This window comes from Seleniivibrio sp., assembly GCF_021209385.1.
In the GTDB taxonomy this organism is placed as follows: Bacteria; Chrysiogenota; Deferribacteres; order Deferribacterales; family Geovibrionaceae; genus Seleniivibrio.
The window spans coordinates 26,382-49,572 of the sequence record NZ_JAJOIL010000028.1 but is presented as its reverse complement, the minus strand read 5'-3'; the positions used below and the strand labels follow the sequence as shown (position 1 = coordinate 49,572).

At 44.4% G+C, this 23,191-nt stretch carries 28 protein-coding genes; 15 read left to right on the top strand and 13 right to left on the bottom strand.

Annotation, left to right across the window (positions count from 1 at the left end; genetic code table 11):
- The first annotated feature begins 6 nt into the window (after positions 1-6).
- From LRY47_RS08795 to LRY47_RS08775, 5 genes are all read left to right on the top strand, one after another.
- On the top strand, positions 7-1,128 hold the full coding sequence (locus tag LRY47_RS08795) for a class I SAM-dependent methyltransferase (protein ID WP_295224364.1): 1,122 nt from the start codon (positions 7-9) through the stop codon (positions 1,126-1,128).
- 170 nt (positions 1,129-1,298) lie between these two features.
- Positions 1,299-4,031: a glycosyltransferase gene (locus LRY47_RS08790; RefSeq protein WP_295224362.1), complete on the top strand. Its 2,733-nt coding sequence runs from the start codon at positions 1,299-1,301 to the stop codon at positions 4,029-4,031.
- Positions 4,028-4,714 carry a hypothetical protein gene (locus LRY47_RS08785; RefSeq protein ID WP_295224359.1) on the top strand — a complete coding sequence of 229 codons (687 nt, stop codon included), beginning with the start codon at positions 4,028-4,030 and terminating at the stop codon, positions 4,712-4,714. Before LRY47_RS08790 ends, LRY47_RS08785 begins: the two co-directional genes overlap by 4 nt.
- A 1-nt stretch (position 4,715) precedes the next feature.
- On the top strand, positions 4,716-5,657 hold the full coding sequence (locus LRY47_RS08780) for a glycosyltransferase (RefSeq protein WP_295224356.1): 942 nt from the start codon (positions 4,716-4,718) through the stop codon (positions 5,655-5,657).
- 6 nt (positions 5,658-5,663) lie between these two features.
- Entirely contained in the window at positions 5,664-6,503 is an 840-nt protein-coding gene (locus LRY47_RS08775; RefSeq protein ID WP_295224353.1) for a glycosyltransferase family 2 protein, read from the top strand.
- 27 nt (positions 6,504-6,530) lie between these two features.
- Here LRY47_RS08775 and LRY47_RS08770 read toward each other — a convergent pair whose 3' ends face one another.
- From LRY47_RS08770 to LRY47_RS08760, 3 genes are read right to left on the bottom strand one after another with little or no spacing between them, the layout of a single operon-like run.
- A complete protein-coding gene (locus LRY47_RS08770) occupies positions 6,531-6,878 on the bottom strand; it encodes a cupin domain-containing protein (RefSeq protein ID WP_295224351.1) in 348 nt (115 codons plus the stop codon).
- Between the two features lie 11 nt (positions 6,879-6,889).
- Positions 6,890-8,242 (bottom strand): FAD-dependent protein, encoded by a 1,353-nt coding sequence (locus LRY47_RS08765; RefSeq protein WP_295224348.1) that lies wholly within the window; start codon positions 8,240-8,242, stop codon positions 6,890-6,892.
- A gap of 2 nt (positions 8,243-8,244) precedes the next feature.
- Positions 8,245-8,727, bottom strand: a complete 483-nt coding sequence (locus tag LRY47_RS08760) for a metallophosphoesterase family protein (RefSeq protein WP_295224347.1) — start codon at positions 8,725-8,727, stop codon at positions 8,245-8,247.
- A gap of 91 nt (positions 8,728-8,818) precedes the next feature.
- Between LRY47_RS08760 and LRY47_RS08755 the strand changes: the two genes are divergently transcribed.
- The 10 genes from LRY47_RS08755 (at position 8,819) to folE2 (ending at position 15,146) form a co-directional block, all read left to right on the top strand.
- The gene (locus tag LRY47_RS08755; RefSeq protein ID WP_295224344.1) at positions 8,819-9,955 is read left to right on the top strand and encodes a hypothetical protein; all 1,137 of its coding nucleotides are present in this window, start codon (positions 8,819-8,821) and stop codon (positions 9,953-9,955) included.
- Positions 9,956-9,963: 8 nt separating this feature from the next.
- On the top strand, positions 9,964-10,728 hold the full coding sequence (locus tag LRY47_RS08750) for a fumarylacetoacetate hydrolase family protein (RefSeq protein ID WP_295224341.1): 765 nt from the start codon (positions 9,964-9,966) through the stop codon (positions 10,726-10,728).
- Entirely contained in the window at positions 10,718-10,957 is a 240-nt protein-coding gene (locus tag LRY47_RS08745) for a YkgJ family cysteine cluster protein (RefSeq protein ID WP_295224339.1), read from the top strand. Before LRY47_RS08750 ends, LRY47_RS08745 begins: the two co-directional genes overlap by 11 nt.
- Entirely contained in the window at positions 10,958-11,602 is a 645-nt protein-coding gene (coaE, locus tag LRY47_RS08740; RefSeq protein ID WP_295224337.1) for a dephospho-CoA kinase, read from the top strand.
- Positions 11,584-11,928 carry a hydrogenase maturation nickel metallochaperone HypA gene (locus tag LRY47_RS08735; protein WP_295224335.1) on the top strand — a complete coding sequence of 115 codons (345 nt, stop codon included), beginning with the start codon at positions 11,584-11,586 and terminating at the stop codon, positions 11,926-11,928. Before coaE ends, LRY47_RS08735 begins: the two co-directional genes overlap by 19 nt.
- Positions 11,928-12,578 carry a hydrogenase nickel incorporation protein HypB gene (gene hypB, locus LRY47_RS08730; protein WP_295224333.1) on the top strand — a complete coding sequence of 217 codons (651 nt, stop codon included), beginning with the start codon at positions 11,928-11,930 and terminating at the stop codon, positions 12,576-12,578. The genes LRY47_RS08735 and hypB overlap by 1 nt, the downstream gene beginning before the upstream one ends.
- A 1-nt stretch (position 12,579) precedes the next feature.
- The gene (locus LRY47_RS08725) at positions 12,580-13,131 is read left to right on the top strand and encodes a ribonuclease HII (RefSeq protein ID WP_295224330.1); all 552 of its coding nucleotides are present in this window, start codon (positions 12,580-12,582) and stop codon (positions 13,129-13,131) included.
- Positions 13,128-13,463: a YraN family protein gene (locus LRY47_RS08720; RefSeq protein ID WP_295224328.1), complete on the top strand. Its 336-nt coding sequence runs from the start codon at positions 13,128-13,130 to the stop codon at positions 13,461-13,463. The genes LRY47_RS08725 and LRY47_RS08720 overlap by 4 nt, the downstream gene beginning before the upstream one ends.
- Before the next feature lie 178 nt (positions 13,464-13,641).
- Positions 13,642-14,367 carry a tetratricopeptide repeat protein gene (locus tag LRY47_RS08715; protein WP_295224326.1) on the top strand — a complete coding sequence of 242 codons (726 nt, stop codon included), beginning with the start codon at positions 13,642-13,644 and terminating at the stop codon, positions 14,365-14,367.
- A gap of 2 nt (positions 14,368-14,369) precedes the next feature.
- Positions 14,370-15,146 (top strand): GTP cyclohydrolase FolE2, encoded by a 777-nt coding sequence (gene folE2 / locus LRY47_RS08710; RefSeq protein ID WP_295224324.1) that lies wholly within the window; start codon positions 14,370-14,372, stop codon positions 15,144-15,146.
- A gap of 328 nt (positions 15,147-15,474) precedes the next feature.
- On the opposite strand, the gene LRY47_RS08705 is transcribed toward folE2, so the two are convergent.
- The 10 genes from LRY47_RS08705 to LRY47_RS08660 all read right to left on the bottom strand — a co-directional run bounded on the left by LRY47_RS08705 (position 15,475) and on the right by LRY47_RS08660 (position 23,108).
- The gene (locus LRY47_RS08705; RefSeq protein WP_295224321.1) at positions 15,475-17,298 is read right to left on the bottom strand and encodes a LysM peptidoglycan-binding domain-containing protein; all 1,824 of its coding nucleotides are present in this window, start codon (positions 17,296-17,298) and stop codon (positions 15,475-15,477) included.
- A gap of 63 nt (positions 17,299-17,361) precedes the next feature.
- Positions 17,362-18,126, bottom strand: coding sequence for a glycosyltransferase family A protein (locus LRY47_RS08700; RefSeq protein ID WP_295224319.1), 765 nt, complete (start codon positions 18,124-18,126; stop codon positions 17,362-17,364).
- Positions 18,123-18,581: an Lrp/AsnC family transcriptional regulator gene (locus LRY47_RS08695; RefSeq protein ID WP_295224317.1), complete on the bottom strand. Its 459-nt coding sequence runs from the start codon at positions 18,579-18,581 to the stop codon at positions 18,123-18,125. Before LRY47_RS08695 ends, LRY47_RS08700 begins: the two co-directional genes overlap by 4 nt.
- Position 18,582: 1 nt before the next feature.
- A complete protein-coding gene (nth, locus tag LRY47_RS08690) occupies positions 18,583-19,242 on the bottom strand; it encodes an endonuclease III (protein WP_295224315.1) in 660 nt (219 codons plus the stop codon).
- Positions 19,229-19,486 (bottom strand): hypothetical protein, encoded by a 258-nt coding sequence (locus LRY47_RS08685; RefSeq protein ID WP_295224312.1) that lies wholly within the window; start codon positions 19,484-19,486, stop codon positions 19,229-19,231. Before LRY47_RS08685 ends, nth begins: the two co-directional genes overlap by 14 nt.
- A complete protein-coding gene (locus LRY47_RS08680) occupies positions 19,467-20,648 on the bottom strand; it encodes an MFS transporter (protein WP_295224310.1) in 1,182 nt (393 codons plus the stop codon). The genes LRY47_RS08685 and LRY47_RS08680 overlap by 20 nt, the downstream gene beginning before the upstream one ends.
- The gene (locus LRY47_RS08675) at positions 20,638-21,792 is read right to left on the bottom strand and encodes a cysteine desulfurase family protein (protein WP_295224307.1); all 1,155 of its coding nucleotides are present in this window, start codon (positions 21,790-21,792) and stop codon (positions 20,638-20,640) included. Before LRY47_RS08675 ends, LRY47_RS08680 begins: the two co-directional genes overlap by 11 nt.
- On the bottom strand, positions 21,776-22,207 hold the full coding sequence (locus tag LRY47_RS08670) for an Rrf2 family transcriptional regulator (RefSeq protein WP_295224305.1): 432 nt from the start codon (positions 22,205-22,207) through the stop codon (positions 21,776-21,778). The genes LRY47_RS08675 and LRY47_RS08670 overlap by 17 nt, the downstream gene beginning before the upstream one ends.
- Complete coding sequence (gene cysE / locus LRY47_RS08665; protein ID WP_295224303.1) at positions 22,191-22,856, bottom strand: serine O-acetyltransferase; 666 nt, start codon at positions 22,854-22,856, stop codon at positions 22,191-22,193. Before cysE ends, LRY47_RS08670 begins: the two co-directional genes overlap by 17 nt.
- Before the next feature lie 84 nt (positions 22,857-22,940).
- Positions 22,941-23,108 carry a 4Fe-4S binding protein gene (locus LRY47_RS08660; protein ID WP_132872022.1) on the bottom strand — a complete coding sequence of 56 codons (168 nt, stop codon included), beginning with the start codon at positions 23,106-23,108 and terminating at the stop codon, positions 22,941-22,943.
- Between the last annotated feature and the right edge of the window lie 83 nt (positions 23,109-23,191).

Sequence of the window (23,191 nt, the reverse complement as noted above, 5' to 3'; positions counted from 1 at the left end):
GGATATATGGCTCATCCACAACAAAAACAGTACTGTCTCGATATAAAATCAAAACTTAACGGATATTTCAAAAACGGGCTCGTTCTGGATATAGGCTCTCTTGATATAAACGGAAACAACCAGTACCTTTTTGAAAACTGCGGGTATTTAGGAGTAGATATCCGTGCTGGTAGAAATGTTGATATTGTTTCAAAAGGACATGAACTCAAATTTCCCGATGAGACATTTGATGTTATTATTTCTACTGAATGTTTTGAACATGATAGATATTATGCAGAAACAATATTGAATTGTTATAGAATGTTGAAAAAAGGCGGATTGTTACTTTTTACCTGTGCAACCACAGGTAGACCTGAACATGGTACCAGAAGAACTACTCCTGAAGATGCCCCTTTTCTCCAGGATATAAACGAATGGGCTGATTATTATAAGAATCTGGAAGAGCAAGATATCAGGGATGTGCTTGATATTGAATCTTCATTTTCTATGTATGAGTTCGGAATTAATTCAATGTCCTTTGACCTTTATTTTTATGGTATTAAACAGGGGCAAAGAGATATCAGAAGTAATTATTCATTTCTTGTTAAGGATAAACCGTTACCTGTTTATGGGCAGCTTTTCTTTAAAAGTGACGACGTTGATTTTCGTGAAGAAGAATCCAGGATAATTGAAATTGAATATGAAAAAGGAGTGAGAATCTTCAGATTTGAAATAGGAGAAGAAGTCAAAGATCTCCGTTTTGACCCGATGAATGTCCCCTGTGTAGTAAAGGATATTCATTTTTTTGTAGAAACAGATTCAAAAACGATTGAACTTGACCACTCTTATTCAAACTCAACCTCTTATGACAGTGGGGTATACTATTTTGAAGTTGATGATCCACAGATTTATACCACACTAAGGGAAAGCACTTATGTGAAAAGTGTCGAAATCAGCATTGATTATATTGAATTCGGACACGAGGCTTCGGCACAGAGCATTTTAAAACGCAGAAAAGACGATACTGAAATAATTAATGAACTCAGAGATGAGTGTAAAACTCTGAAAAAGAATCTGGCGTCATCTATATCCGGCAAATTTTTATTAGCATCAGAAAATGTTGCCAAGATTATTAAGAGGACTAAATGATACAAAAAATCGTCTTTAACCACAAAATACGCAGTTTTGCCAAAAAAATCCCGTTAGTAAAGTCAACATACAGGTTTTACCAACACGGAATTAATTTATTGCGCAAATTACGTGAAGACGGCTTTTTTTATACTTCTTATTCGATTTATTACAGAATAAAAAGTGAATATATGCTTAGTAGGATATTTGATATATCAGGGTCTGAGTATTCAAGAGAAAATCGGGAATACGAGTTGGATGTCAGTGTAATAATTCCAACATATAACAGATCCGTACTCCTTCTTCCGCTCATAGAGTGTCTGCGTGAGGTACATAAAGCAACGGAATACAGATATGAAATCATTTTTTCCGACGATGGTTCCTCGGATGATACTGTTGCTGTCCTTAAAAATGTAATAGATCTGCCGCTGGTAGTTCTTCAGAATGAGCATGGCGGAGCGGCAAAGGCCAGGAACAATGCCATCTCAGTCGCTAGGGGTGAGAAACTGTTGATCATCGGTGACGATATTTTTCCAAATCCCCAGATAATAAATCAACATTACAGAAAACTGAAAGAGTTGCCAGTGTGTAAAGCTGTTCTTGGCAACATTATATGGCATAAGGATATAACACCTAACGTTCTTATGAAACACATCACTGAAATAGGTCAGGAACAGTTTAGCTTCTCTTCACTGAAAGAACATGGATATGTTGATTTCAGACATTTTTATACTTGCAACATAAGTATAGACAGAGATTTTTTGCTTTCTGAAGATATTATTTTTGATGAGAGATTCTATAAATATAATTTTGAAGACATAGAACTGGGTTACAGACTGGCGAAAAAGGGAATGCAGATTTATTTTTATCCTGAAGCTTGCGGGGAGCACCATCATTCCTACAGGGATGTTAGAAAATTCTGTACCAGACAGGAAGTCGCTGGTGAAATGGCGCTTGTCTTCAAGAAGCTGCATAATGAAGTGGAATATTTGGTTTGTACAGATTCCATTGTCCATAAATGGAAAAAATATTTAAATCATTTCAGACCAACAAACCTGAATATTGAAGATATCATCGCTGTGTGTCAGCACGTTGAGGACAGCGGTGTAAAAGGCAATGAGTTAGAAGAGCATCTCAGTGTAATATACAGGACACTATTCAGGTTTTTCTATGAAAAAGGTGTCGTTTCAAAGGAGATAAATCCTGACGATAAAGTCCTTTCATTCATTTTTGCGGAAAGATATTTGAACGATATCATATCTGCCCTTGCATTTATAAATTCTTTTGCGCCTTCTGCTGCTTTTGATTCTGTAGTGGGAGCATATGCAGAAATTGTTGGCGTAAGGCTCTATATTTCGTCAAAGGATGATATCTATCTGAATGAACTTAGAAAAGTATATAGCGGTTTGCCCGGAGTGTTGGTTTTCGGGGATGTTTGTGGGACTGGCTATGTTTACAGCCCACGTATAGGTTTTGAAATCAGCAGATTATCAATTATGCAACTACTCGTCTTTATTGGGTCAGGTGCTAGTGTTGGTCGTATTATCTTATCCAGAGGTCTGGGAAGTTTCAAAGAAACAGGCACGATAGGCGGCGAGGTAGATATTGTCTATAACACAGATGATACCATTAAATCCTTTAAAGTGTTACGATTGTTTTCCGAACAGAGAGACGGGACATCTGCCAATTATGCAACTGTCGACGAGCATGGCTTTTCTGTTGGTATAAATAAGAAAAAACTGTTGCCGCTACCATTGTCATTTCCTGTGAAAAGAGAGAAGCCAACTGTATTTGTTATCCCTTCAATTTTGGCAGTTGGTGGGGTTGAGCGAAATACCGCTGAAATAGTAAGTACATTAAAAGACAGATATAATTTTATAGCTATAACATTTGAAAATCATCGCCCTGAACAAGGTAGTCTTCACAGAGTTTTTGAACAGCTTTGTGATGGTGTTTTTGATATTTGGGAACTGGCACAAAGAGAAAATTTCATTACTGTTTTGAAAATGCTTAAAGACATATATAAACCTCAGATAGTCTGGATATGTAACGGCTGTCCATGGCTTGCAGAAAATACGGTAACTCTAAGACAACTTTTTTCTGATAGTGCTGTGGTTGATCAGCAGGTTTACGATACCGAAGCAGGATGGGTTCAGCTTTATAAAAGGAGAGATAAAGGGTTATTTTCTTTTGACAGGTATATAGCCATAAATTCAAAAATAAGAGAGACTTTTATCTCATGCGGGATAAAGGAAGAAGATGTAGATCTGATATATTCTGTTCTTGCCATGGAAAAAAGATCTTCCGCTCTTGAGCTTTCACGCGAGGAAAAATGTAACAAACTTGGATTGGATCCAGCTTATAAATATTTTGTTTTTATCGGTAGGTTAACTGCACAGAAAGCTCCCTTGGATATTGTTTTGTTATCTGCGAAGATTAAAGAAAAATTTGGAGATGACTACAGATTTATCATGGCTGGTAACGGAGAACTGAATGCGGCTGTCGACGAATTAATAAATGAGCAAGAACTTAGTGATTACATTATTAGATTCGAGTTCGTACAGAATACCTTTGAACTTAGTTCCATTGCAGAAGCAATAGTTTTTACATCTCTTTACGAAGGACTGTCGATAGCTCTTCTTGAAGCTCTCTCCGTTGGAACTCCTGGGATTTCCACCAATGTAGGGGATACCATGCTTGTATTTGAAAAATATAAAAACGGAGTCTGTTTTGAAAAAACAGGTGAAATCGATAGTTACTTGGACTCCTTTACCAAATTTATTGCCAACTATGCTTATATCAAAAAGAATGCTGAGATGAACAAGCATAGAATAGCAGAAGATTTTTGTACTGAAAAAATCTCTTTGCAGTATGTGCAATGCTTTAATAAGGCGCTTATACATCTGAGGAACACGGGGAAATGATAGTCGGTAAAGGACTTTTTGCTAATGCAATGAAAAGTATCGACAGAGGCGACACTATCTTTTTTTGTAGCGGCGTATCAAATTCTTCGGAAACGGACAAAAACAACTTTCTTAGAGAAGAGAATCTCCTTATGAGCTTTAAATGTACTGCAAACAAGCTCATATATTTCAGTAGTTATTTTGTTAATTTTGATAATTATACAAAACAACTTTATTACAGGCATAAAAAAAACATGGAGCTGCTGGTTGCTGAAAACTTTGAAAACTATACGATTTTTAGACTTCCGCAAGTCGTTGGAAAATGTGGTAACATACATACATTAACAAACTATTTGCATTCTAAAATAAGTGCCGGAGAAAAGGTTAATATTTTTAAAAATGCTAAAAGGAATCTTCTTGATATTGACGATGTGACGCTGTTTGTCAGTTATATCCTAGAGAAAGGACTATACGCAAACAATATAGTTAGTTTTGCCGAACCTGTGAGCCACAGTGTTTCAGATATTGTTGATGCTTTTGAAACGATTCTGGGTTTAAAAATTGAAAAAGATTTTGTTTCTTCTTTAGAAGAGCCTTATAGAGATGTTGTTGATAAAGATGTCCTTGAGATATGTAAAAATCTTGGCATAGTTTTTGACGAAACATACATTGAAAGGCTTTTAAAAAAATATTATGGAAAATGATATGAAATACAGCATTGTCATACCAAGCTATAACCATGAGAAGTATATAAAACGTTGCATCGATAGTGTCCTTAACCAGAGTTTAGGTGATTTCGAGCTTATTATTATTGATGATGGGTCTAAAGATGATTCTGATAGGATTATATCTGCATACACTGACAAAAGAATAAAATATATAAGACAAGAAAATGCAGGCGCCCATAATGCAATCAACAGAGGGTTGAAGATAGCACAGGGTGATTTTTTTGCCATTTTAAACTCAGATGATGAATTTGATCCCCATAGATTAAAAAAATGTCTTGAAGTGATGGAAAAAAATCCAGATGCAGGACTGGTTTCAACATGGATAAACGTTATTGATGCTGACAGTAAAAAGAAAGGTGTCAAAAAAGCATGGGAAAACATGTTGCCATGGGAATTCAATAAAGGTTTAACATTTGCCGATAAAAACAAATATGCTCTTCACGCCATTATGTCTAACTTTGTATCAACTACCAGCAATATGATTTTTAGAAAAGAGGTTTACGAAACAATAGGAGGAATGCGCAATCTTCGATTTGCTCATGATTGGGATTTCCTTCTACGTGTTTGTTCAAAATACAGATGTATAAATGTCGAAGAAGCGCTTGTTAATTACAGAATACACGGTACTAACACGATATCCACTAATAAAAAATGGATGCTTTTTGAGATTTGTTGGGTAATTGCAGCAAATATCGACAGATTTGCCGATATGATCATGACATCTTACGATTCAGATAGTATTGCCGAGAGTGCAGTGAAACTCATTAATTCTTTTAACTTTCAGGGAAACGAAAAAACGTTTTTTGCTCTTTATTGGCAAATAAACGCCCTCAGACAGAGAGGTGTTATTGCTCCTGAGGAAATTTACCTAGATGATGTCAAGATGCGTGAAAAAATTCTAAGCTGTATCAAGGAATAATAGTTAATGAGTTCGGTTTCAGTTCTTCTTGCGACATACAATGGAAGTAAGTTTATTTCTCAACAGATAGATTCGCTGCTTTCCCAGTCTTTTACCGATTTTAAGATGTATATTCATGACGACGATTCATCGGACGAAACTTTATGTATTCTAAAAGAGTACAAAGATGAAAGAATTATTATTCTTAAAGATGGCATCAAATGCGGCGGAGCAAAAGAAAACTTCGCTCACCTGCTTCAGTTTTGCATAGGAAAATCTGACTATTACATGTTCTGCGATCAGGACGATGTGTGGCTGGAGGATAAAATTGAGTCAACTCTTGCGAAAATGACAGAGTCGGAAGAATTGTTTCCGCATGTACCAATACTGGTTCATACTGATTTGAAAGTTGTTGGAAGTGATCTCAGTGTTATCTCGGATTCTATGATAAGATTTCAAAAGATAAAAGTCAGTAATAACTATAATATTATAAAACTTTCACTGGAAAATACTGTCACCGGATGTACGGTGATGATGAATCATTCACTGGCGGAGAAACTGACAGACATGCCGGAAGAAGCGATTGTGCATGACTGGTGGGCAGGGCTGACAGCACTGGCGTACGGAGGTAAGGTAGTTTATCTGGACAAGGCAACCATCTTATACCGCCAGCATGAAAGAAACACTATAGGCACGCAGAAAACAGATATTAGATATATGTTTTCAAAGCTTAAAAATTTAAGAGATGTTTTTGCACAGTTTCGCGCCGCTGTGAGGCAGCAGAAAAGGTGCGGAATACGTATTCCTTTTGTTTTCAATATTATACTTAAAACATATCTGATATTAAGAAGAGTATTCTCAAAATAAAAGGCAGGTCGGAGCCTGCCTGAATTATTAATGCTTAATTATAACTGCCAGAAATGTTACGGGGGTGTCGCCGTCGTTCACAAGGCAGTGTTCCTCGCCGTCTTTTGTTATCATCATATCGCCTGAAACAACCTCCATCTCCTGTCCGTTGTCGATGGTTTTTGCTTTGCCGTCCAGAATAAGATAGATTTCCATGTCGCCCTGATGCTGATGCATACCTATTGAGCTGTTAGGCTGGAGGGACATCATCGCAAAGTTCGTCACTTCACCTTTAAATCCGCAGGCGGCTTCGTATGCCAGTCTGAGCGCGCTGCCCTTTCCGCCTCTGGGTTTTTCCATTGTGGTTGCTTCAAGTCCTTCAACTTTAACTATCATCTATAGTCTCCTTATTTATTTTCAATTATATCTTTTGCCGCGATAAGCCCGGAAACAGAAGCCTGTATGATACCTCTTGTGATACCCGCTCCGTCCCCTGTGCAATAGAGGTTTTCAAGGCTGTGACATTTCATTTTAGCATCAACTTTAATGCGCACGGAATAGAATTTCACCTCAACGCCGTACATAAGCGTATTCGGATCCGCCATGCCGGGCATGACCTTATCGAGCTGTTCTATGGTTTCTTTCAGGTTGTGCAGATATCTGTAGGGCAGAACGAACGACAGGTCGCCGGGCAGAGCCGTTTTAAGTGTCGGCACAACGAAATTTTTGCGTATGCGGCTCTCTGTGGAGCGTCTGCCGCGGATGAAGTCGCCGTATCTCTGAACTATGACATTGTTGCCGCTGAGAAGGTTCGCAAGATTCGCTATGTATCTTCCGTACTGTATCGGCTCGTCGAAAGGCTCGGTGAATTTTGTGGATACCAGCAGGGCGAAGTTGGTGTTATCGCTCTTTTTATTTTTATAGCTGTGCCCGTTCACAGTGAGCAGTCCGCCTGTATTCTTTTCAACGGAGATGAATCCGCCTGGATTAACGCAGAATGTGCGTACCTCGTCCTCGAACTCGCTGGTGAAATATTTTATTTTAAACTCATAAAGGTTATCTGTGAATCTATCGGTGACTGAACGGGGAACTTCAACGCGGATGCCGATATCTACGGGGTTGATGCCGTTCTCTATGCCGTGTTTGCGTACTATCTCCTGCATCCATTCGTTTCCGGAACGTCCGACACCAAGAATAACCTTATCATAGTATTTGCGGACTTCCGCACCGTTTTCAACAGCCACTATGCCTTTGACTTCGCCGTTTTCAACTATAAGGTCAGTGACGGGTGTTTCGCAGTAAAGGTTGATGTTTTCCGACTGCTTTATCATTTCGTTTATGCGTTTGATGAACAGAAGGCAGTTGTCGGTGCCGAGGTGTCGTATTTTCGCGGGGATGAGTTTCAGCTTATGCCTGCTGCACTGATATTGCAGGTCTTTTGTGGTTTCATAATCGAAACCGGAGTCTGTTTCAAGCACACCGCTGATGGTCTTCCACATGTCGTCCGCTTCGTCGATGTATTTTTCCAGAACGTCGTCCGGCATGTAATCCGTCAGCCAGCCACCGTACTCGGTGGTGAGCGTCAGCTTTCCGTCCGAATAGGCTCCTGCGCCGCCGAATCCTTCCATCACCTCGTTTCTGTTGCGCTGTTCGATATCCTTGCCTTTTTCATATATGTCCGCGTGGATATCGGGATGTTTCATAAAATTATATGCGGCGGTCATGCCTGCGCTGCCCGCTCCGATTATAGCTATTTTCATAATTAAATCCTTTTTATCTCGGCGCTGAATTCGCCGTTGTCTATAGTTAGAACCCCGTAGGTGTGAAAGGGTTCAGTTCTCTTGTTTGTGGGACTTCCCGGATTCAGAAACCAGACCCCGCCTATCTCGCCCCAGAAGGGCTTGTGAGTGTGTCCGAACACTATGATATCCGCATCGGGAAATGTGTACAGAAGTCTGTTCTCTATGCCCGCAGGGTTGCCGGAACCGTGGGATATCCCTATCTTTACACCGTCAAACTCAAGCATCCGTTTTTCGGGCAGACGTTCATCGTTGTAATAAGGATCCATGTTTCCCTTAACCGCATACACAAGCGGACAGGCGGTCATAAGTTCGTTTATAAGCTGAAGGCTCACTATGTCTCCCGCATGGATGATCGCGTCGCACTGTTTTGCTTCTTCAAGCACAGCCTGAGGAAGTTTTGCTATTGAATCGGTGTGCGTATCTGATATGATGAGTATCTTCATTTGGTAAATATCTCTTTGAAAAATGTTGTTGTCAACACATAAAAGATTTATGATACCGCTTAACTATTTATATATTATTTTGGGATAAGGGATGAGCATACCTTTCTTTTCAGAGCTTAGGGCATTGGTGAACGAGGGCGGTTTCAGGGCATATCTGGTTGGCGGATGTGTCCGCGATGTCATTTTGCAAAGACCGGTTGCCGATGTCGATCTGGTGTGCTTTTCGCATGACTACAAAGACTTTGCATCAGCAATCCGTGTTCTTTTGCCCTCCGCATGGGTGGAGTTTAAAGACAATATCCGTCTTGTATGTCCGAACACAGAGTTTGACATTTCAAAGCCGAGAGGCGAAACCATAGAGGAAGACCTGCTGATGCGGGACTTCACAGTCAATAATCTTGCGATGGATTTTGAGGGGAATATTATAGGCGACCCTGCGGACGTTTATGCGGGGGTGATACGTCACGTCTCGGAGCGTACTTTTTCCGACGACCCGTTGCGGATGCTCAGGGCGTTCCGTTTTCAGGCTCAGCTGGGGTTCGTCATAGCCGACGAAACCATGACCAAGGTTGCCGCAGAAAAACGCATGATAGAGCGTTCCGCATCCGAAAGGATACTGCAGGAGCTTTCAAAACTTCTTTGCGGTCAGTACGCGGGGATTGCCGTTGCCGCCATGAACGAATGCGGGCTTTTTCCAGAGGTTTTCAAAGGAATAAAACTGACAGCCATGACGGTTGAGGCGGCGAAACTTTCCTATGGTGCGGAGTTCTTCTTCGCGGCGATGGTTGCTGACCAGCCTGCCGCCAGAGATTTTGTGAACTCGGCAGGGCTTTCGACACGCGCTCTCAAAAACGTTCTGCGAACGGCGGAACTGGCAGGTAAACTTGCAGATAGCAGCACAGCAGGCGACACGTTCGTTCTGCGAAGGCTTATATACGAATACCCTGACGAGGTTCGGGACGCGCTGCAGATATACGGTCTTCTTGCCGCACAAAAAGGCACAGAAGTTTGGGATATTGAAACTTACGTTCACCGTGTTATGATAGAGATGGGCTATGTGGACTTTGAAACGCCCATGAAGATAAACGGCGGTCTGCTGATGGCTATGGGTGTACCTGCGGGAAAGCTCATGGGCGAGATAATCGCAGACGTTCGCCCTAAGCTTGCCTCGCGGGAACTTATGACCCTTGAGTGTGCAGAAAAATATATTAAAGATAAGTATTTATAGAGGCTATTATGAAATTTTGCAGATTTCTGGACGGGCTTGCAGAGAAGAAAGGGATAGTTGACGGAGACCTCATCCGCGAGATAGAGGGTTCATTCTTCGGCGAATATGTGGTGACCGACAGAGTGCGCGACGCGAAGACAGCACAATATCTGCCGCCTGTTTACCCTTCAAAACTGGTCTGCGTTGCACGCAACTACACAGAACACGCGAAAGAACTGGGCAACGAGGTTCCCGAAGTGCCTATGATATTCATAAAGCCCTCCACTGCTGTAACAGGTCAGGGCGGCGAAGTTTTCTTCCCGCGCACCAGCCAGCATGTGGACTATGAAGGTGAGCTTGCGGTTGTGATCGGTCAGAAATGCAGAAAGGTCAAACGGGAACAGGCAGAGAGCGTTATCTTCGGCTACACCTGTATAAACGATTACACAGCGAGAGATCTGCAGAAGCTTGACGGCAAATTTGCACGCGCCAAAGGTTTTGATACCTTTGCACCCATCGGTCCCGTCATAGAGACTGATTTTGACTGGCGCAAAGCGCGCATAAAAACGTTTGTGAACGGCGAATTGAAACAGGACGGCACCGCCGACCTGATGATAAACGATGTTCCCGCTCTGATAGAGTTCATGAGCGAGATAATGACCCTTCTGCCGGGTGACATCATTGCCACAGGAACTCCCGCCGGAGTTGGCAGTGTTAAAATCGGCGACACGGTTGACGTTGAGATAGACGGCATCGGAAAGCTGACCAACAGAATAGTGAAAGATGGAAAATAAGATAGACTGCCTTTTGTGCGGCACCTGCTGTACGGCATTCGATATTAAAGAGATAGAGAAGAAAGCGGGGGAAAGGTGCAAATATCTGTCGCCTGAAAACCTCTGCACCATATACGAAAAGAGACCGTGGGGCTGTAAAGGGTACAAGCCTGATGAGCTGTGTGTTCTTGTCAGCACCCTGAAAGACGAAGAAAAGGTCGCGGTCTACAGAAATATTTACGGGGTATAGATGTATCTTGGTCTCACAGGCAACATAGCCAGCGGGAAAAGTACGGCGGCGATGTTCTTTGAAAAACACGGCTGTTACTGTATCGACACGGACGAAATAAGCCGTATCGTTATGAGTCCCGGTGAAAAAGCGTATCTCGGCGTGGTGGAAGCGTTCGGGCGTGATGTTGTGCGTGAGGACGAGACCCTTGACAGAGCGAAGATACGCAATATTGTGTTCAATGACCCCGAAAAACGTAAAATACTCGAAGGCATAGTTCACCCCGCCATTCTGGAATATGAAACCAAAGCCGTGGGCAGGATAAAGGGCAAGGACGACAAGGCTATAATCATTACTCAGGCGGCGCTGACGGTGGAATCCGGCAGTTACAAACGGTTCGACTGGCTTGTGGTGGTCTATACGGATCCTAAGGTTCAGCTTCAAAGGGTAATGAAACGCGACAGCATCACTCAGGAACAGGCGAAAAAGATAATCGACGCACAGATGCCCATAGAGGAAAAACTGAAATATGCAAACTTTATTATAGATAATTCCGCAGACATAGACAGACTGGAACGCGAGGTCAGGCGGGTGATTGAACTCATTAAACTCATTGGAAAATGTACAAAAAGCAGACGGGAGAGGGTATGCACGAACTTGGGATAGCAAGCAGCCTTATCGAGATTGTGCTGGACACCGCAAACGCCAACGGCGCAAAGGTTGTCCGCAGCGTGACCGCGAAGATAGGCAGACTTTCCGCCGTTGACGGCGAGGCTCTTAAATTTGCTTTCGATGCCATCAAAGAGGAATACCCGCTTATCGCGGAATCCGTTCTGATAATCGACAGCGTCCCCGTTACAGGGAAATGCAACAAATGCGGAGCCACGGATACATATGACGAGATGTTCTTTGCCTGCTCGAAATGCGGGTCTTACGAGGTTGAACTCATTACGGGCGAAGAACTTACAGTTTCAGAAATTGAGGTAGATTAATGAAAACGGTTAATATTCAGGAAAAGATACTCACCAAAAACGAGATGAAAGCGGCGGAAATGCGCGAAAAGCTTAAGAATGTTGCGGTTCTTAACTTTGTTTCATCCCCCGGGAGCGGAAAAACGTCCACTCTTGAAAAAGTGCTGGTGATGCTGAAAGATAAATACAAAATAGCCGTTGTTGAGGGCGACCAGCAGACAACCCACGACGCGGACAGAATAAACGCCACAGGTGTTCAGGCATTTCAGGTGAACACCGGAAACGCATGCCACCTTGAAGCGATCGACATCGAAAGGGCGCTTAATACGCTGGGCTATGACCTTGACCTGCTGATAATCGAAAACGTGGGAAACCTTGTCTGTCCGGCGGAATACGACCTAGGTGAAGACGCGAAGGTTGTTCTGCTTTCCGTTACAGAAGGGGACGATAAGCCGGCTAAATATCCAGTTATGACACGCGCAGGTTCTGCGTATATCATCAATAAGATAGACCTGCTCCCCTATGTGGATTTCAGCGTTGAAAAATGCATTGCATACGCAAAGGGCATACAGCCGGAGCTTGAGTTTTTCACCACTTCATGCAGAACGGGCGAGGGACTTGATAAGGTGGCTGACTACATTGAGAGAATGATAAAGGCGAAGAAAGCGTAACATGCTCACTGTCGGCATAGACGAAGTTGGCAGGGGATGTCTGGCTGGGCCTGTGGTTGCCGCCTGCGTCATTCTGCCTGAAAATTTTTCTGATGAACGGCTGATTGATTCCAAAAAGATTCCGGAGAAACAGCGCAGACTTCTTGACGGTGTTATCCGTGCCAATGCGGTTGCAATCGGCATCGGTCTGGTGGATAACTCCACCATCGACGAAATAAATATACTGAACTCCACAAAGCGCGCCATGATGGATGCTTTGGGGCAGATAACTGTTGAATACCATAAGGTTATCGTGGATGCGGTGAATCTTGAGGGTGTGAAAGTGCCTATGGAACATCCTTTCAAGGCGGAGGACAAGTTTCAGTGTGTCGCCGCGGCTTCCATAGTTGCGAAGGTGTTCCGCGATGCGCTCATGACAAAGATGCACATAGAATATCCCGACTATGACTGGTATTCAAACAAGGGATACGGCACGAAGAAGCATACCGATGCAATCAGGAAATTCGGGCTGACGCCTCTGCACAGAATCAGCTTTTGCGGAAACTTCATATGATTTTGGGTCTGGGACAGAGCGGCGAGAAAAAAGCGGAAAAATATCTGCTGGCGAACGGTTACGAAGTGCTTGATAAAAACTACCGCTGTAAATTCGGCGAGATAGATATAATTGCCGCAAAGGAAGGCGTTCTTATTTTTGTGGAAGTGAAGACCAGAAGCAGCGGCGGATACGGCATGGGCTTTGAATCCGTAACTAAAAAGAAGCAGGAAAAACTTCTGCTCACGGCGCAGACCTATATGGTGGGAAAAAAGCCGATGCCCGCGAGATTTGACGTGATATCCATAGACAATGGGGAAATCACACATATTAAGAATGCGTTCGGTGTCTGACGGCATTTGTGCTTGAAAATTCGGGTCTTGATGATATAATCCTACACCTTTTATAGAACTACATTAAATGGATTAAGAAAATCCCCCTTAATCCCCCTTTGTTAAAGGGGGAGACAAAGCTCCCTCATTTATAAAAGGAGGGCTGGGGTGGATTTATAATAATTTGGAGAATCTCAATATGTACACACTGGCAGTTTCGGTTGCAATATCAACAGTTATCTCTCTCATACTCTACTTTCTGACATACAGCATCTTCTGGCCGATATTCCTGTTTGTTGTGTGCGTTTTGGGTATCAACTTTTTTGTGGGCAAAAAATTCATGAACAAGCTCACAGAACACTTTAAACTGGTCGAAAAAGATCTTACCGCAGGACGCGCCGACAAGGCTATCGAAAGACTTAAAGAAGCGTATCCCTTCGGCAAATGGCAGTTCTTCGTTAAAGAGCAGATAGATGCCCAGATAGGTATTATCCTTTATACAAATCAGAAATTTGATGAAGCGGAACCCTATCTGAACAACGGTTTCACTAAAAACTGGATGTCTATGGGTATGCTTGCCGCCCTCAGATTCAAACAGGGCAGATTTGAAGACTGTTGCAAGATTATGGACAAAGCTATCAAAGGCTCTCCTAAACAGGGCTTTTTATACAGCCTTTACGCTCATTTCCTTATGGAAAAGGGCGACAACGACAAGGCAGTGGTGATCCTTTCCAAGGGTGCGGACAAGAACCCTCTGGACGAAAGACTGCAATCAGCTATGGAAGCTGTTAAAAACGGTAAAAAACTGAAAATGCAGAACTACGGAAACCTGTGGCTCCAGATGCACCTCGGCGCAAAAATGCCTCAGGGTGCAAAACCTTATCAGCAGTTTCTTGCCAACCAGCGTATGGGCAAGAGAAGGTAATATTGAAAGATATTCAAAGCCAGAGGGATCACAGAAACCTTGATGTTGACAGAGTCGGCATCAAAGATATCAGGTATCCCGTTGTTCTCTCAGACCGCGACAAGGGCAAACAGAGCACTGTAGCCCGTATTAATATGTATGTGCGCCTTCCCCACAACTTCAAAGGCACGCACATGTCCAGATTCGTCGAGATTCTAAGCCGCCATTCGGACGACATAAACCTTTATTCTGTCGGGCATATTCTGGACGAGATGAAGGAACGTCTGGACAGCGAAGAGGCTTTCATCGAGCTTTCATTCAGCTATTTCCTTATGAAAAAAGCTCCCGTTTCAGGACAGGAAGCCATGATGGATTATTACTGCGAATATTTCGGTTCGTCAGGTCCCGAAGGTCGCGACGCTCTGATTTCAGTACGCGTTCCAGTAATGACCCTTTGCCCCTGTTCAAAAGAGATAAGCAAATACGGCGCGCACAATCAGCGCGGTTACATAACAATATCCGTCCGCATGAAAAAACTCATGTGGATTGAAGAGATAATAGAGATAGCCGAATCCTCGGCATCCTCCCCCGTGTTTCCGCTCCTTAAAAGAGAGGACGAGAAATACGTCACTGAACAGTCATACGAAAACCCCACCTTTGTTGAGGACGTGGTGCGCAATGCCGCAACGAAGTTGATGGCTGAAGATCGTGTTGTTTGGTTTGAGGTTTCAAGCGAGAATATGGAGAGTATACACAATCATTCGGCATATGCCATTATCACCCGCGACAAACGCATCTAGCTGATTGACTGTTATATTCGTCGCATTACGGCGTCAGCTGCTCTTCGGAACTGCTCACATACTAATATGTATGCTCGCAGCCCTCTCATCACATCTTCCTTGTACTGCTCGAACCTACCAGTCAATTAAAGGCACGTGAAATAAAAAAAGCCGCGAACCTTTCGGAACGCGGCTTTGTATATTATGTCGTCTGAGGTTTCAGGATGAAACCTCGTGAAACGAGTTCAGCAGACTTGTTTGCTGAACGATTGAAACGTGAGCGACGGGAGGCTTTGCCGACCAGCGCGTTTCATGAATTCTCCATGGATGGAGGAATTCATGCGTATAATCAGTCTATTCTCAGTACCATACCGGGGCGGATTCCTTTACCCACGCCGTTGATTCTTTTGATATCGTCAACAGTTGTGCCGAATTTCTTGGCGATTGCCCAGAGGTTGTCACCGCTTCTGACTTTGTATTTTGTGGATTTAGCAGACGATGCCTGTCTTGCCTTGCCTGATGTTGCGGGAACTGAAAGGGTCTGACCGACCATTATATTGTTGCCTCTGATGCCGTTGGCGTCTCTGATGTCGGCAACTGTTGTTCCGAATTTCTTGGCGATGCGGAACAGGTTATCGCCTGATCTTACTTTATAGCTTACTGATGTGTTTGCTCTTTCTGATTGAGATTTAAGGGGTTTTGTAATGGCGATGCGTTTATCTTTGTCGCTGTAGTATGTATCTGAGATAACAAGGGACTGTCCGCGGCGAAGTCGTCTGGGAGACATATCGTTGTTCATGGCGGAGAGTTCGTCAGCAGAGAGACCGTATCTTGCCGCGATGCCGTAGAAAGTTTCGCCTTTGCGCACGATGTGGATTTTCGGGTTGTATCTCTTAAGCTCCCCTGCAAAGTCGGAGTTCAGTTCCTCGTCGTACACATCGGGGATTGGAACGAAAACATATGTATCTTTCATCACACGGTTAAGTGTGAATCCGTTGGCTTTTTTAAGCTCTGCGGAGTTGAGACCGTATTCGGAAGCGATGGCGTCGAGGCTTTCGCCCGCCTTCGCCTTCACGACGTAAAACTGCGCAAGTTCCTCGTCTGTAACATGTTCAAGTTTGCTTTCAAGTTCAATCCGCTTGCCGTAAGGAACACGCAGAACGTATTCGCTGACGGGGGGAGTCATTGGTGTCATAAGTTCGGGGTTAAGCTCCCGCAGTGTTTCTATATCTGTTTCAAGAAGGTCAGCGATTACATACAGGTTAGACTGGCTGTACAGAGTGACCTTTTCATATAGCATGGGCAGACCGTTTGGCGTTTCAAATCCGAACTCCTGATAGTTGCGCGCAAGGTAGCGCAGTGCCAGAAATTTCGGAACGTAGTCCTTTGTTTCTGGTCTGAGATATGTTTTCTCTCTGGAGGAGAGTTCATAGAAATCGTTTGTACCGTAACGTTTTATAGCTGTTGTTATCTTGCCCTGTCCTGCGTTATATGCGGCAAGAGCCAGATACCAGTCGCCAAGGCTGTTGTAAAGGTCTTTCAGGTGGCGTGCGGCGGCTCTCGTCGCTTTCTCGAAGTCTCTTCGCTCGTCAACCCAGAAATTTGTGTCCAGACCGTACATTTTGCCTGTTCCCTTCATGAACTGCCACATACCGCATGCGCCTGCATGGGATGTTATGGAGGGGTTGAACCCGCTCTCTGTGAAGGGCAGGTATGTCAGGTCATCCGGCACACCCTCTCTGCGGAAGATGTCGCGGACGATGTATATATACTGATTAGAGCGGTTAAGCCATTTCTGAAATGTAGTGGCGTATCTGTCGGTGAAGAGCGTAACGTATGAATTGAATCTGTCCTCTTCAACAAGGGGTATGGTGTCGTATTTTCCGTATTCCGAATCGCTCTGGTCGAGGTGGAAATCTGTTTGTTTCTTAAGAACATCGTAAATAACGAGTTCTCTGGTATTTATGTCATCAAGGAAAGCCGGAACGCTGTATTTGTCAAAGCCGTCGGGTGCAGTTTCCTCTGGCTGATTGAGGAAAAGTGGTTCATCCTGGACTTTTGTTGATTTTGCTGTGGAGGAAGAAAGATCGTCGGAACCTGCGGGACGGGGTGTAAGCGGCGCACATGCCGCGAATGCGAACAGTGATAGGACTAAAACTATATATTTATTCATAGGGCTGCCTTTTTATTGTAGTGAATATTTCAGCATACATATAAACCCCCTATATTGCAAGAATTAAAACCGTTTTATACCGCTCTGCACTATATCGAATTTTCTGCTTATTTCATTCATCGCGGCTTTTTTCTGAGCCAGTGTCAGTTTTTTGCACCGCACAAGTCTGGCGAGAGAAACCAGTCTGATGGATTCTATAAACATTATATTTTTGCTTAACTGATCGTCAGTTACGGCTCTGCGGATTATCAGTTTTTCCTGAATGAAGTGGATGTGATGCTTTGCGGAGATGCGCAGCCAGAGGTCATAATCTTCACAGACGCGCATATTGCTGTCGAAAAAACCGCACGACATAAACACACTTCTGTGCATCGCTGTTGACGACGGGCTCATGCGGCACATGTCCAGAAGTTTTGAAAAAACCTGACCGCCGTATTTCGCGTGCTTGTCAGTCTGGTTCACGAACCTGTCGGTTTTGTACCAGAACTCGTCTGTGAAGCAGAACAGCCAGCCTTTGTCGAAAATGTCGTTCTGCTTTTGCAGTTTTGTGGGCAGCCATACGTCGTCGGAGTCCAGAAACGCTATGTAGTCTCCCTTTGCGGCGCGGATTCCTGTGTTGCGTGCGGCGCTGACACCCTGATTTCTGTCGTGTCTGATGTAGTTTATCAGTCCCATATACGGTCTGAGACAATGTGCAACGGAAAGGTCGGAACCGTCATCCACAACTATTATTTCATAGTCTTTGAACGTCTGACAAAGAACGGATTCAATCGCCGTGCGTAGCGTGTCTGTTCTGTTGTAAACGGGGATGACGACACTGAATCTCATACGGGTCTCTTTTTATCGAGCTTGGTGGAGAACACCAGAATTGTGTTTGTCTTGTCCACGCCCTGAACGTTGCGTATCTTTTTTATAAGGCGGGAGAGGGAATCCGTATTTTTTGTAACAACGTGCAGAAGGAAGGTGAAGTCGCCTGTGACATGGTGACAGCCGAGAATATCTTCGTCCAGATTCTGTATGGTTATCTCGAAATCGTCGATGTGTTTCGCATTGTCAATGGAGATGCCTATGAAGGCGATAACGTCGTAACCGAGCTGTTTATAGTCGATATCGACAGTGTAATTTCTCACTATGCCAAGTGTTTCAAGCCTTTTTATCCTGTCTATGACGGACGGCGATTTCATATCCGCCGCTTTTGCAATGTCCGCATAAGATGTTCTGGCATTCTTCACAAGCATGTTCAGTATCAGCTTGTCTGTTTCATCTATATTGTGCTGACGCATACTACCTCCGTGTTGTTACGCCGTTCTTATCACAAAAGCTGTCAAGCCCGCAAGCGGAACAACGGGGCGACACGGGTCTGCATATCTCCCGTCCGTATGCCACAAGTATCTCGTTTATGCGTATCCAGTACTCTTTCGGGAGATATTTGCGCAGTTCGGTTTCCGTTTTTTCGGGCGTTTTTGTCTTCACATACCCTAATCGGTTAAAAATACGGTGAACATGAGTATCAACACACACTGCCGGTTCGCCGTAACCCTCTACGATTACAAGATTTGCGGTTTTTCTGCCCACGCCTTTCAGGGTGACAAGGGTGTCTATATCGTCAGGAACTTTTGAATTGAACTCGTTTATTAATATATGACAAATGTTTATAATTGTTTTTGCTTTTGTTTTGTAAAACCCTGCCGGATAGATCAGTTTTGCTATTTCCTCTTCAGAAAGTTTAATCATATCTGCGGGGTTGTCCGCCTTTGCGAAAAGTTTTTCCGATGATGCCAGCGTCACTTCATCCTTTGTGCGCAGGCTGATGAGACAGCTCACCAGAACCCGAAACGGGTCACGTTTCGTCTGTTTGGATATTTTTGTAACGGAGGGTTCGTCCATCTCGATATACGCTTTTTCCAGAAGGTCGTATACCGCCTTTATGTCAGACCTCTTCATCAAGATACTCCCGCAGTTTCGGGCTTATGTACATGTTTGAAAGATCGAAAGTTTTTATGGCGCGCGCCAGCATAAGCAGTCGAAAATCCTTCGCCGCCTTTCTGTCCAGAATGAACTGAAATTTTCCGTCAACCTGACAGAGTCCGCCCTTTGCCCTGGTGGATTCGTACCGAAGGCGTATGCCAAGCTGCTGTGCCAGTGTTTCAAGCTCCGCAAGGAGCGTATCAACCTTGTTTGCTGCCATTTTTCTCCTCTATGCCCATGTACCAATATATTACAGATGCACCGGCGATACAAAAGAAAAATGCGGTGAAGAAAACAGGTTTCAATCCCATGTGATCATATACCATGCCGGATATGAACGACCCGATGACAGTTCCAAGCCCGTAGCCCACGCCGGAGTAAATTGTCTGCGCCTTAAGTCTCAACCCTTCCGGCAGTTTTGTGCGGAAAAATTTCATGATGCTTATGTGGAAGGTTCCGTAAGCGAACCCGTGGAAAGCGGAGAAGATGAACAGAAGGAAAAGCGAATCGGTCATTGCCGTTGCGAAATATCGAACGCCGCCCAGAAGCATGGAGATTATCATGATGTATTCCACGCGCATGACTTTCAGCACACGTTCCTGATTGTACATGAAGAACATTTCAGCAAGAACGCCCACCGTCCACATATATCCCGCATAGGTCTGACCGAATCCTGCCTCTGCGACCTTTATGTTGAAGAAATTGCTTAAAAAAGCGTATGACGACAGATATATGGTGACGCCTGCGAAGAATATTTTTAATTCAGGACTGAGGCGTTTTTCACTCCTTTCCCTCGGTTTGAAAAGGCTTGTGTCATAATCCGCAAGCAGTGCGGGAAAAACCGAAAGAAGACTGAAAAAAGTATAAAGCAGTATGAAAGCACCCGCGCCGAAGCTGTCGAAAAAGAAGCCTGTCGCAGTTGAAGTCAGTATAAATCCGGCAGACCCGTAAATGCGAACCCTGCCGTATGGCATACGGTCGTTAAGTGACGATGCGAAACTGTCTATAACCGGAAGTATTCCTGTGCGGGCAAAGGCAAAGACCGCCAGAAGGACTGCCGTCAGCGGCTTGCTGTGGATAAAGTATATGGGTACAAGTGCGAAGGAGGAAACCAGTATGCCTGTCACCATGAAGAGCCTGCGCCGTTTAACCCTTGTGAAAATGTCCGCCCAGAGGCTTGTGCAGGTGAAAGAGACAACAGGAAGAATGGACAGGAAGATTCCGATTTCCGTTCCTGTGTAACCCATTTGTTTGAAATAGAATCCGAAATAGGGATAGATTATCCCCAGAGTGCTGTAGTGAAGAAAATAATACGCGGCAAGCACGGGTATCAGATATCTGTCCCGCGCCGCCGCTTTATCTGTGGAATCGTTATTGAGCAAGGGGAGACATGGCGCGCAGTTTTACCACGCTGTCCTTTATCATGTCCACCGCACGGTTAACCTCTTCTTCGGTATTGAATCTGCCGAAGCTGAAACGGATGGAACCGTGGAGATCGACCGGATCGACTCCGATGGCGTAAAGAACGTGGGACGCGTCCACGCTTTCGGACGTACACGCGCTTCCTGTGGAACAGCATATCTCGTCAGCATATATCATGAGCGCTTCCGCCTCTATGAATTTAAAAGCGATATTTGAAACGCTGCAAACTCTCTTTTCTCTGCTGCCGTTCACATATGTCTGTGGAATTTCGCTGAGTATCCTGTTCTCAAAAAGGTCGCGCAGATGTCTGATGCGTGCCGCTTCTTCGTCAAGTTCCTCGGTGACTATTTCACAGGCTTTTGCAAGACCGATGATATTCGGTACGTTTTCTGTTCCGGCTCTCAGTCCGAATTCCTGACTTCCGCCGAAAACAAGGGGGATCATGTCGTCTTTCAGGTTTTCGTCTACATAAAGAACGCCGATGCCTTTGGGTGCGCATATTTTGTGTCCGGAAAAGGTGAGCAGGTCTACTCCGAGTTCGCCGACGTCGATTTTCATCTTACCCATCGCCTGAACGGCGTCGGTGTGGACGAATATCTGGTGTTTTTTGGCTATTTCGGATATCTCACGGATTGGCTGAACTGAGCCGATCTCGTTGTTTACAAGCATAATTGAAACGAGGATAGTGTCGCGTCTGATGGCACTTTTGAAATCCTCAACACTCACCAAACCATCCTTATCCACAGGAAGATAGGTCACTTCATATCCGTGTTTTTCCAGATACTTGCAGGTTTGAAGAACTGCTTTGTGCTCTATCGCGCATGTGATTATGTGCTTGCCCCTGTCTGCGAATTTCTCCGCTATGCTTCTGATCGCCATGTTGTCCGAAGAGGAACCGCTGGCGGTGAAGATAATTTCATGGGGTTCCGCACCGATGGATCTTGCTATTGTGGCGCGGGCTTTGTCCACATCCTCGCGGACGATGCGTCCGAGCGAGTGGATGCTGGAAGGGTTGGCGAATTTTTCTTTGAAATATGGGATCATCGCTTCAAAGACCCGCGGGTCTATCGGCGTGGTTGCGCTGTAGTCAAGATAAATTGACATTATTCCCTCCTGTTGCCTGTCTCTTTAGGTCATATATAGTAATATTCTCAAGGTAATTGTCCACAGTTTTTTTCAGCCCGCTCCAAAGCCAGTTTATGCCGCAGTTGTCGAAATTGCAGCATACGCTTTCGTTGGTGCAGTCGGATACCGAAACGGGACCGTCCATGGCGTATATGACCTCCTTGAGAGTGATCATTTTTGCCGGTTTCGCGAGGATATATCCTCCCTGTGCGCCCCTTGAGCCTTCAACAATGCCGCTCTTTTTGAGCTTTATGAATATCTGTTCCAGATATTTGCGCGAGATATCCTCGTGTTCTGCTATCTGTGTCAGGGTGACGGGTCTTTCGTCGCCGCCGAGCAGTACCAGCGCAAATATGGAGCGGATTGCATACCTGCTTTTAGTCGTTATTTTCATACAGTTCCAGCTTTTTTTTGAGATTGTTTATCTCGGATTCCATATGGCACATTCTTGTCGCCATATCTGTTATTGTTCTTGCCACCGGGTCGGGCAGAAGGTTGTGGTCGAACTTTGCGGACTGCTCTTTTCCGTTGGTGACGATCTTGCCCGGGATGCCGACAACTGTGGCGTCTTCGGGGACTTCCTTTACCACAACGGAGTTTGATCCTATCTTTGCGTTTTTATGTACTGTGAAGGAACCCAGAATCTTTGCACCTGAACCGATGACAACATTGTCTTCCACGGTGGGGTGGCGCTTCTTTTTTTCAAGGCTTACCCCGCCGAGTGTCACTCCCTGATATATTGTTACGTCGTTGCCGACCTCTGCCGTTTCGCCTATTACAACGCCCATTCCGTGGTCTATGAAAAACCTTTTTCCAATGGTTGCGCCCGGGTGTATCTCAATTCCGGTGAAAAATCTTCCGGTGTGTGATAATACTCTTCCTATGAGGAACATTTTCCGCATCCAGAACCAGTGCGCCGCCCTGTAAAATATCATGGCGTGAAGTCCGGGATAGCAGAGCAGAATTTCTATCTTGCTCTTTGCCGCCGGATCGCGTTCAAAAACAGTTTGTATCTCTTCTCTGACCGTTCCTATTATTCCCATATCCTAGCTGTCCTGTAGTATTTATATTTAAAATAAAGCCCTGCGTTACACAGGGCTATATGAAAATTCGTTTTTTGCCGTTAATTACGCGTCAATAGCGTCAACAGGGCATACTTCTGCGCAGGCGCCGCAGTCTGTGCAGGTGTCAGGGTCGATCATTCTTGCATCGTCGCCTTCGCTGATAGCACCCACAGGACATTCGTCTTCGCATACGCCGCAGTTAGTGCAGCTATCGTTGATAGTGTAAGCCATATCATACCTCCATAATGTCTTCTAAGGCTTTAATAAGGTGTAAGCAGGCTATTGTCAATAAGAAAAAGTCCATGTCCGCCTAT

What these genes read in the sequence shown, in the direction of transcription:
- LRY47_RS08745 (WP_295224339.1), top strand. Translation starts at nt 10,718, where the DNA reads ATGGAAAATAAGATAGACTGCCTTTTGTGCGGCACCTGCTGTACGGCA.
- LRY47_RS08770 (WP_295224351.1), bottom strand. Translation starts at nt 6,878, where the DNA reads ATGATAGTTAAAGTTGAAGGACTTGAAGCAACCACAATGGAAAAACCC.
- LRY47_RS08675 (WP_295224307.1), bottom strand. Translation starts at nt 21,792, where the DNA reads ATGTCAATTTATCTTGACTACAGCGCAACCACGCCGATAGACCCGCGG.
- coaE (WP_295224337.1), top strand. Translation starts at nt 10,958, where the DNA reads ATGTATCTTGGTCTCACAGGCAACATAGCCAGCGGGAAAAGTACGGCG.
- LRY47_RS08725 (WP_295224330.1), top strand. Translation starts at nt 12,580, where the DNA reads ATGCTCACTGTCGGCATAGACGAAGTTGGCAGGGGATGTCTGGCTGGG.
- LRY47_RS08660 (WP_132872022.1), bottom strand. Translation starts at nt 23,108, where the DNA reads ATGGCTTACACTATCAACGATAGCTGCACTAACTGCGGCGTATGCGAA.
- LRY47_RS08760 (WP_295224347.1), bottom strand. Translation starts at nt 8,727, where the DNA reads ATGAAGATACTCATCATATCAGATACGCACACCGATTCAATAGCAAAA.
- LRY47_RS08795 (WP_295224364.1), top strand. Translation starts at nt 7, where the DNA reads ATGGCTCATCCACAACAAAAACAGTACTGTCTCGATATAAAATCAAAA.
- nth (WP_295224315.1), bottom strand. Translation starts at nt 19,242, where the DNA reads ATGAAGAGGTCTGACATAAAGGCGGTATACGACCTTCTGGAAAAAGCG.
- LRY47_RS08775 (WP_295224353.1), top strand. Translation starts at nt 5,664, where the DNA reads ATGAGTTCGGTTTCAGTTCTTCTTGCGACATACAATGGAAGTAAGTTT.
- LRY47_RS08700 (WP_295224319.1), bottom strand. Translation starts at nt 18,126, where the DNA reads ATGAGATTCAGTGTCGTCATCCCCGTTTACAACAGAACAGACACGCTA.
- LRY47_RS08735 (WP_295224335.1), top strand. Translation starts at nt 11,584, where the DNA reads ATGCACGAACTTGGGATAGCAAGCAGCCTTATCGAGATTGTGCTGGAC.
- LRY47_RS08720 (WP_295224328.1), top strand. Translation starts at nt 13,128, where the DNA reads ATGATTTTGGGTCTGGGACAGAGCGGCGAGAAAAAAGCGGAAAAATAT.
- LRY47_RS08705 (WP_295224321.1), bottom strand. Translation starts at nt 17,298, where the DNA reads ATGAATAAATATATAGTTTTAGTCCTATCACTGTTCGCATTCGCGGCA.
- LRY47_RS08765 (WP_295224348.1), bottom strand. Translation starts at nt 8,242, where the DNA reads ATGAAAATAGCTATAATCGGAGCGGGCAGCGCAGGCATGACCGCCGCA.
- LRY47_RS08715 (WP_295224326.1), top strand. Translation starts at nt 13,642, where the DNA reads ATGTACACACTGGCAGTTTCGGTTGCAATATCAACAGTTATCTCTCTC.
- LRY47_RS08785 (WP_295224359.1), top strand. Translation starts at nt 4,028, where the DNA reads ATGATAGTCGGTAAAGGACTTTTTGCTAATGCAATGAAAAGTATCGAC.
- LRY47_RS08685 (WP_295224312.1), bottom strand. Translation starts at nt 19,486, where the DNA reads ATGGCAGCAAACAAGGTTGATACGCTCCTTGCGGAGCTTGAAACACTG.
- LRY47_RS08695 (WP_295224317.1), bottom strand. Translation starts at nt 18,581, where the DNA reads ATGCGTCAGCACAATATAGATGAAACAGACAAGCTGATACTGAACATG.
- hypB (WP_295224333.1), top strand. Translation starts at nt 11,928, where the DNA reads ATGAAAACGGTTAATATTCAGGAAAAGATACTCACCAAAAACGAGATG.
- LRY47_RS08750 (WP_295224341.1), top strand. Translation starts at nt 9,964, where the DNA reads ATGAAATTTTGCAGATTTCTGGACGGGCTTGCAGAGAAGAAAGGGATA.
- LRY47_RS08780 (WP_295224356.1), top strand. Translation starts at nt 4,716, where the DNA reads ATGAAATACAGCATTGTCATACCAAGCTATAACCATGAGAAGTATATA.
- LRY47_RS08670 (WP_295224305.1), bottom strand. Translation starts at nt 22,207, where the DNA reads ATGAAAATAACGACTAAAAGCAGGTATGCAATCCGCTCCATATTTGCG.
- LRY47_RS08755 (WP_295224344.1), top strand. Translation starts at nt 8,819, where the DNA reads ATGAGCATACCTTTCTTTTCAGAGCTTAGGGCATTGGTGAACGAGGGC.
- cysE (WP_295224303.1), bottom strand. Translation starts at nt 22,856, where the DNA reads ATGGGAATAATAGGAACGGTCAGAGAAGAGATACAAACTGTTTTTGAA.
- LRY47_RS08790 (WP_295224362.1), top strand. Translation starts at nt 1,299, where the DNA reads ATGCTTAGTAGGATATTTGATATATCAGGGTCTGAGTATTCAAGAGAA.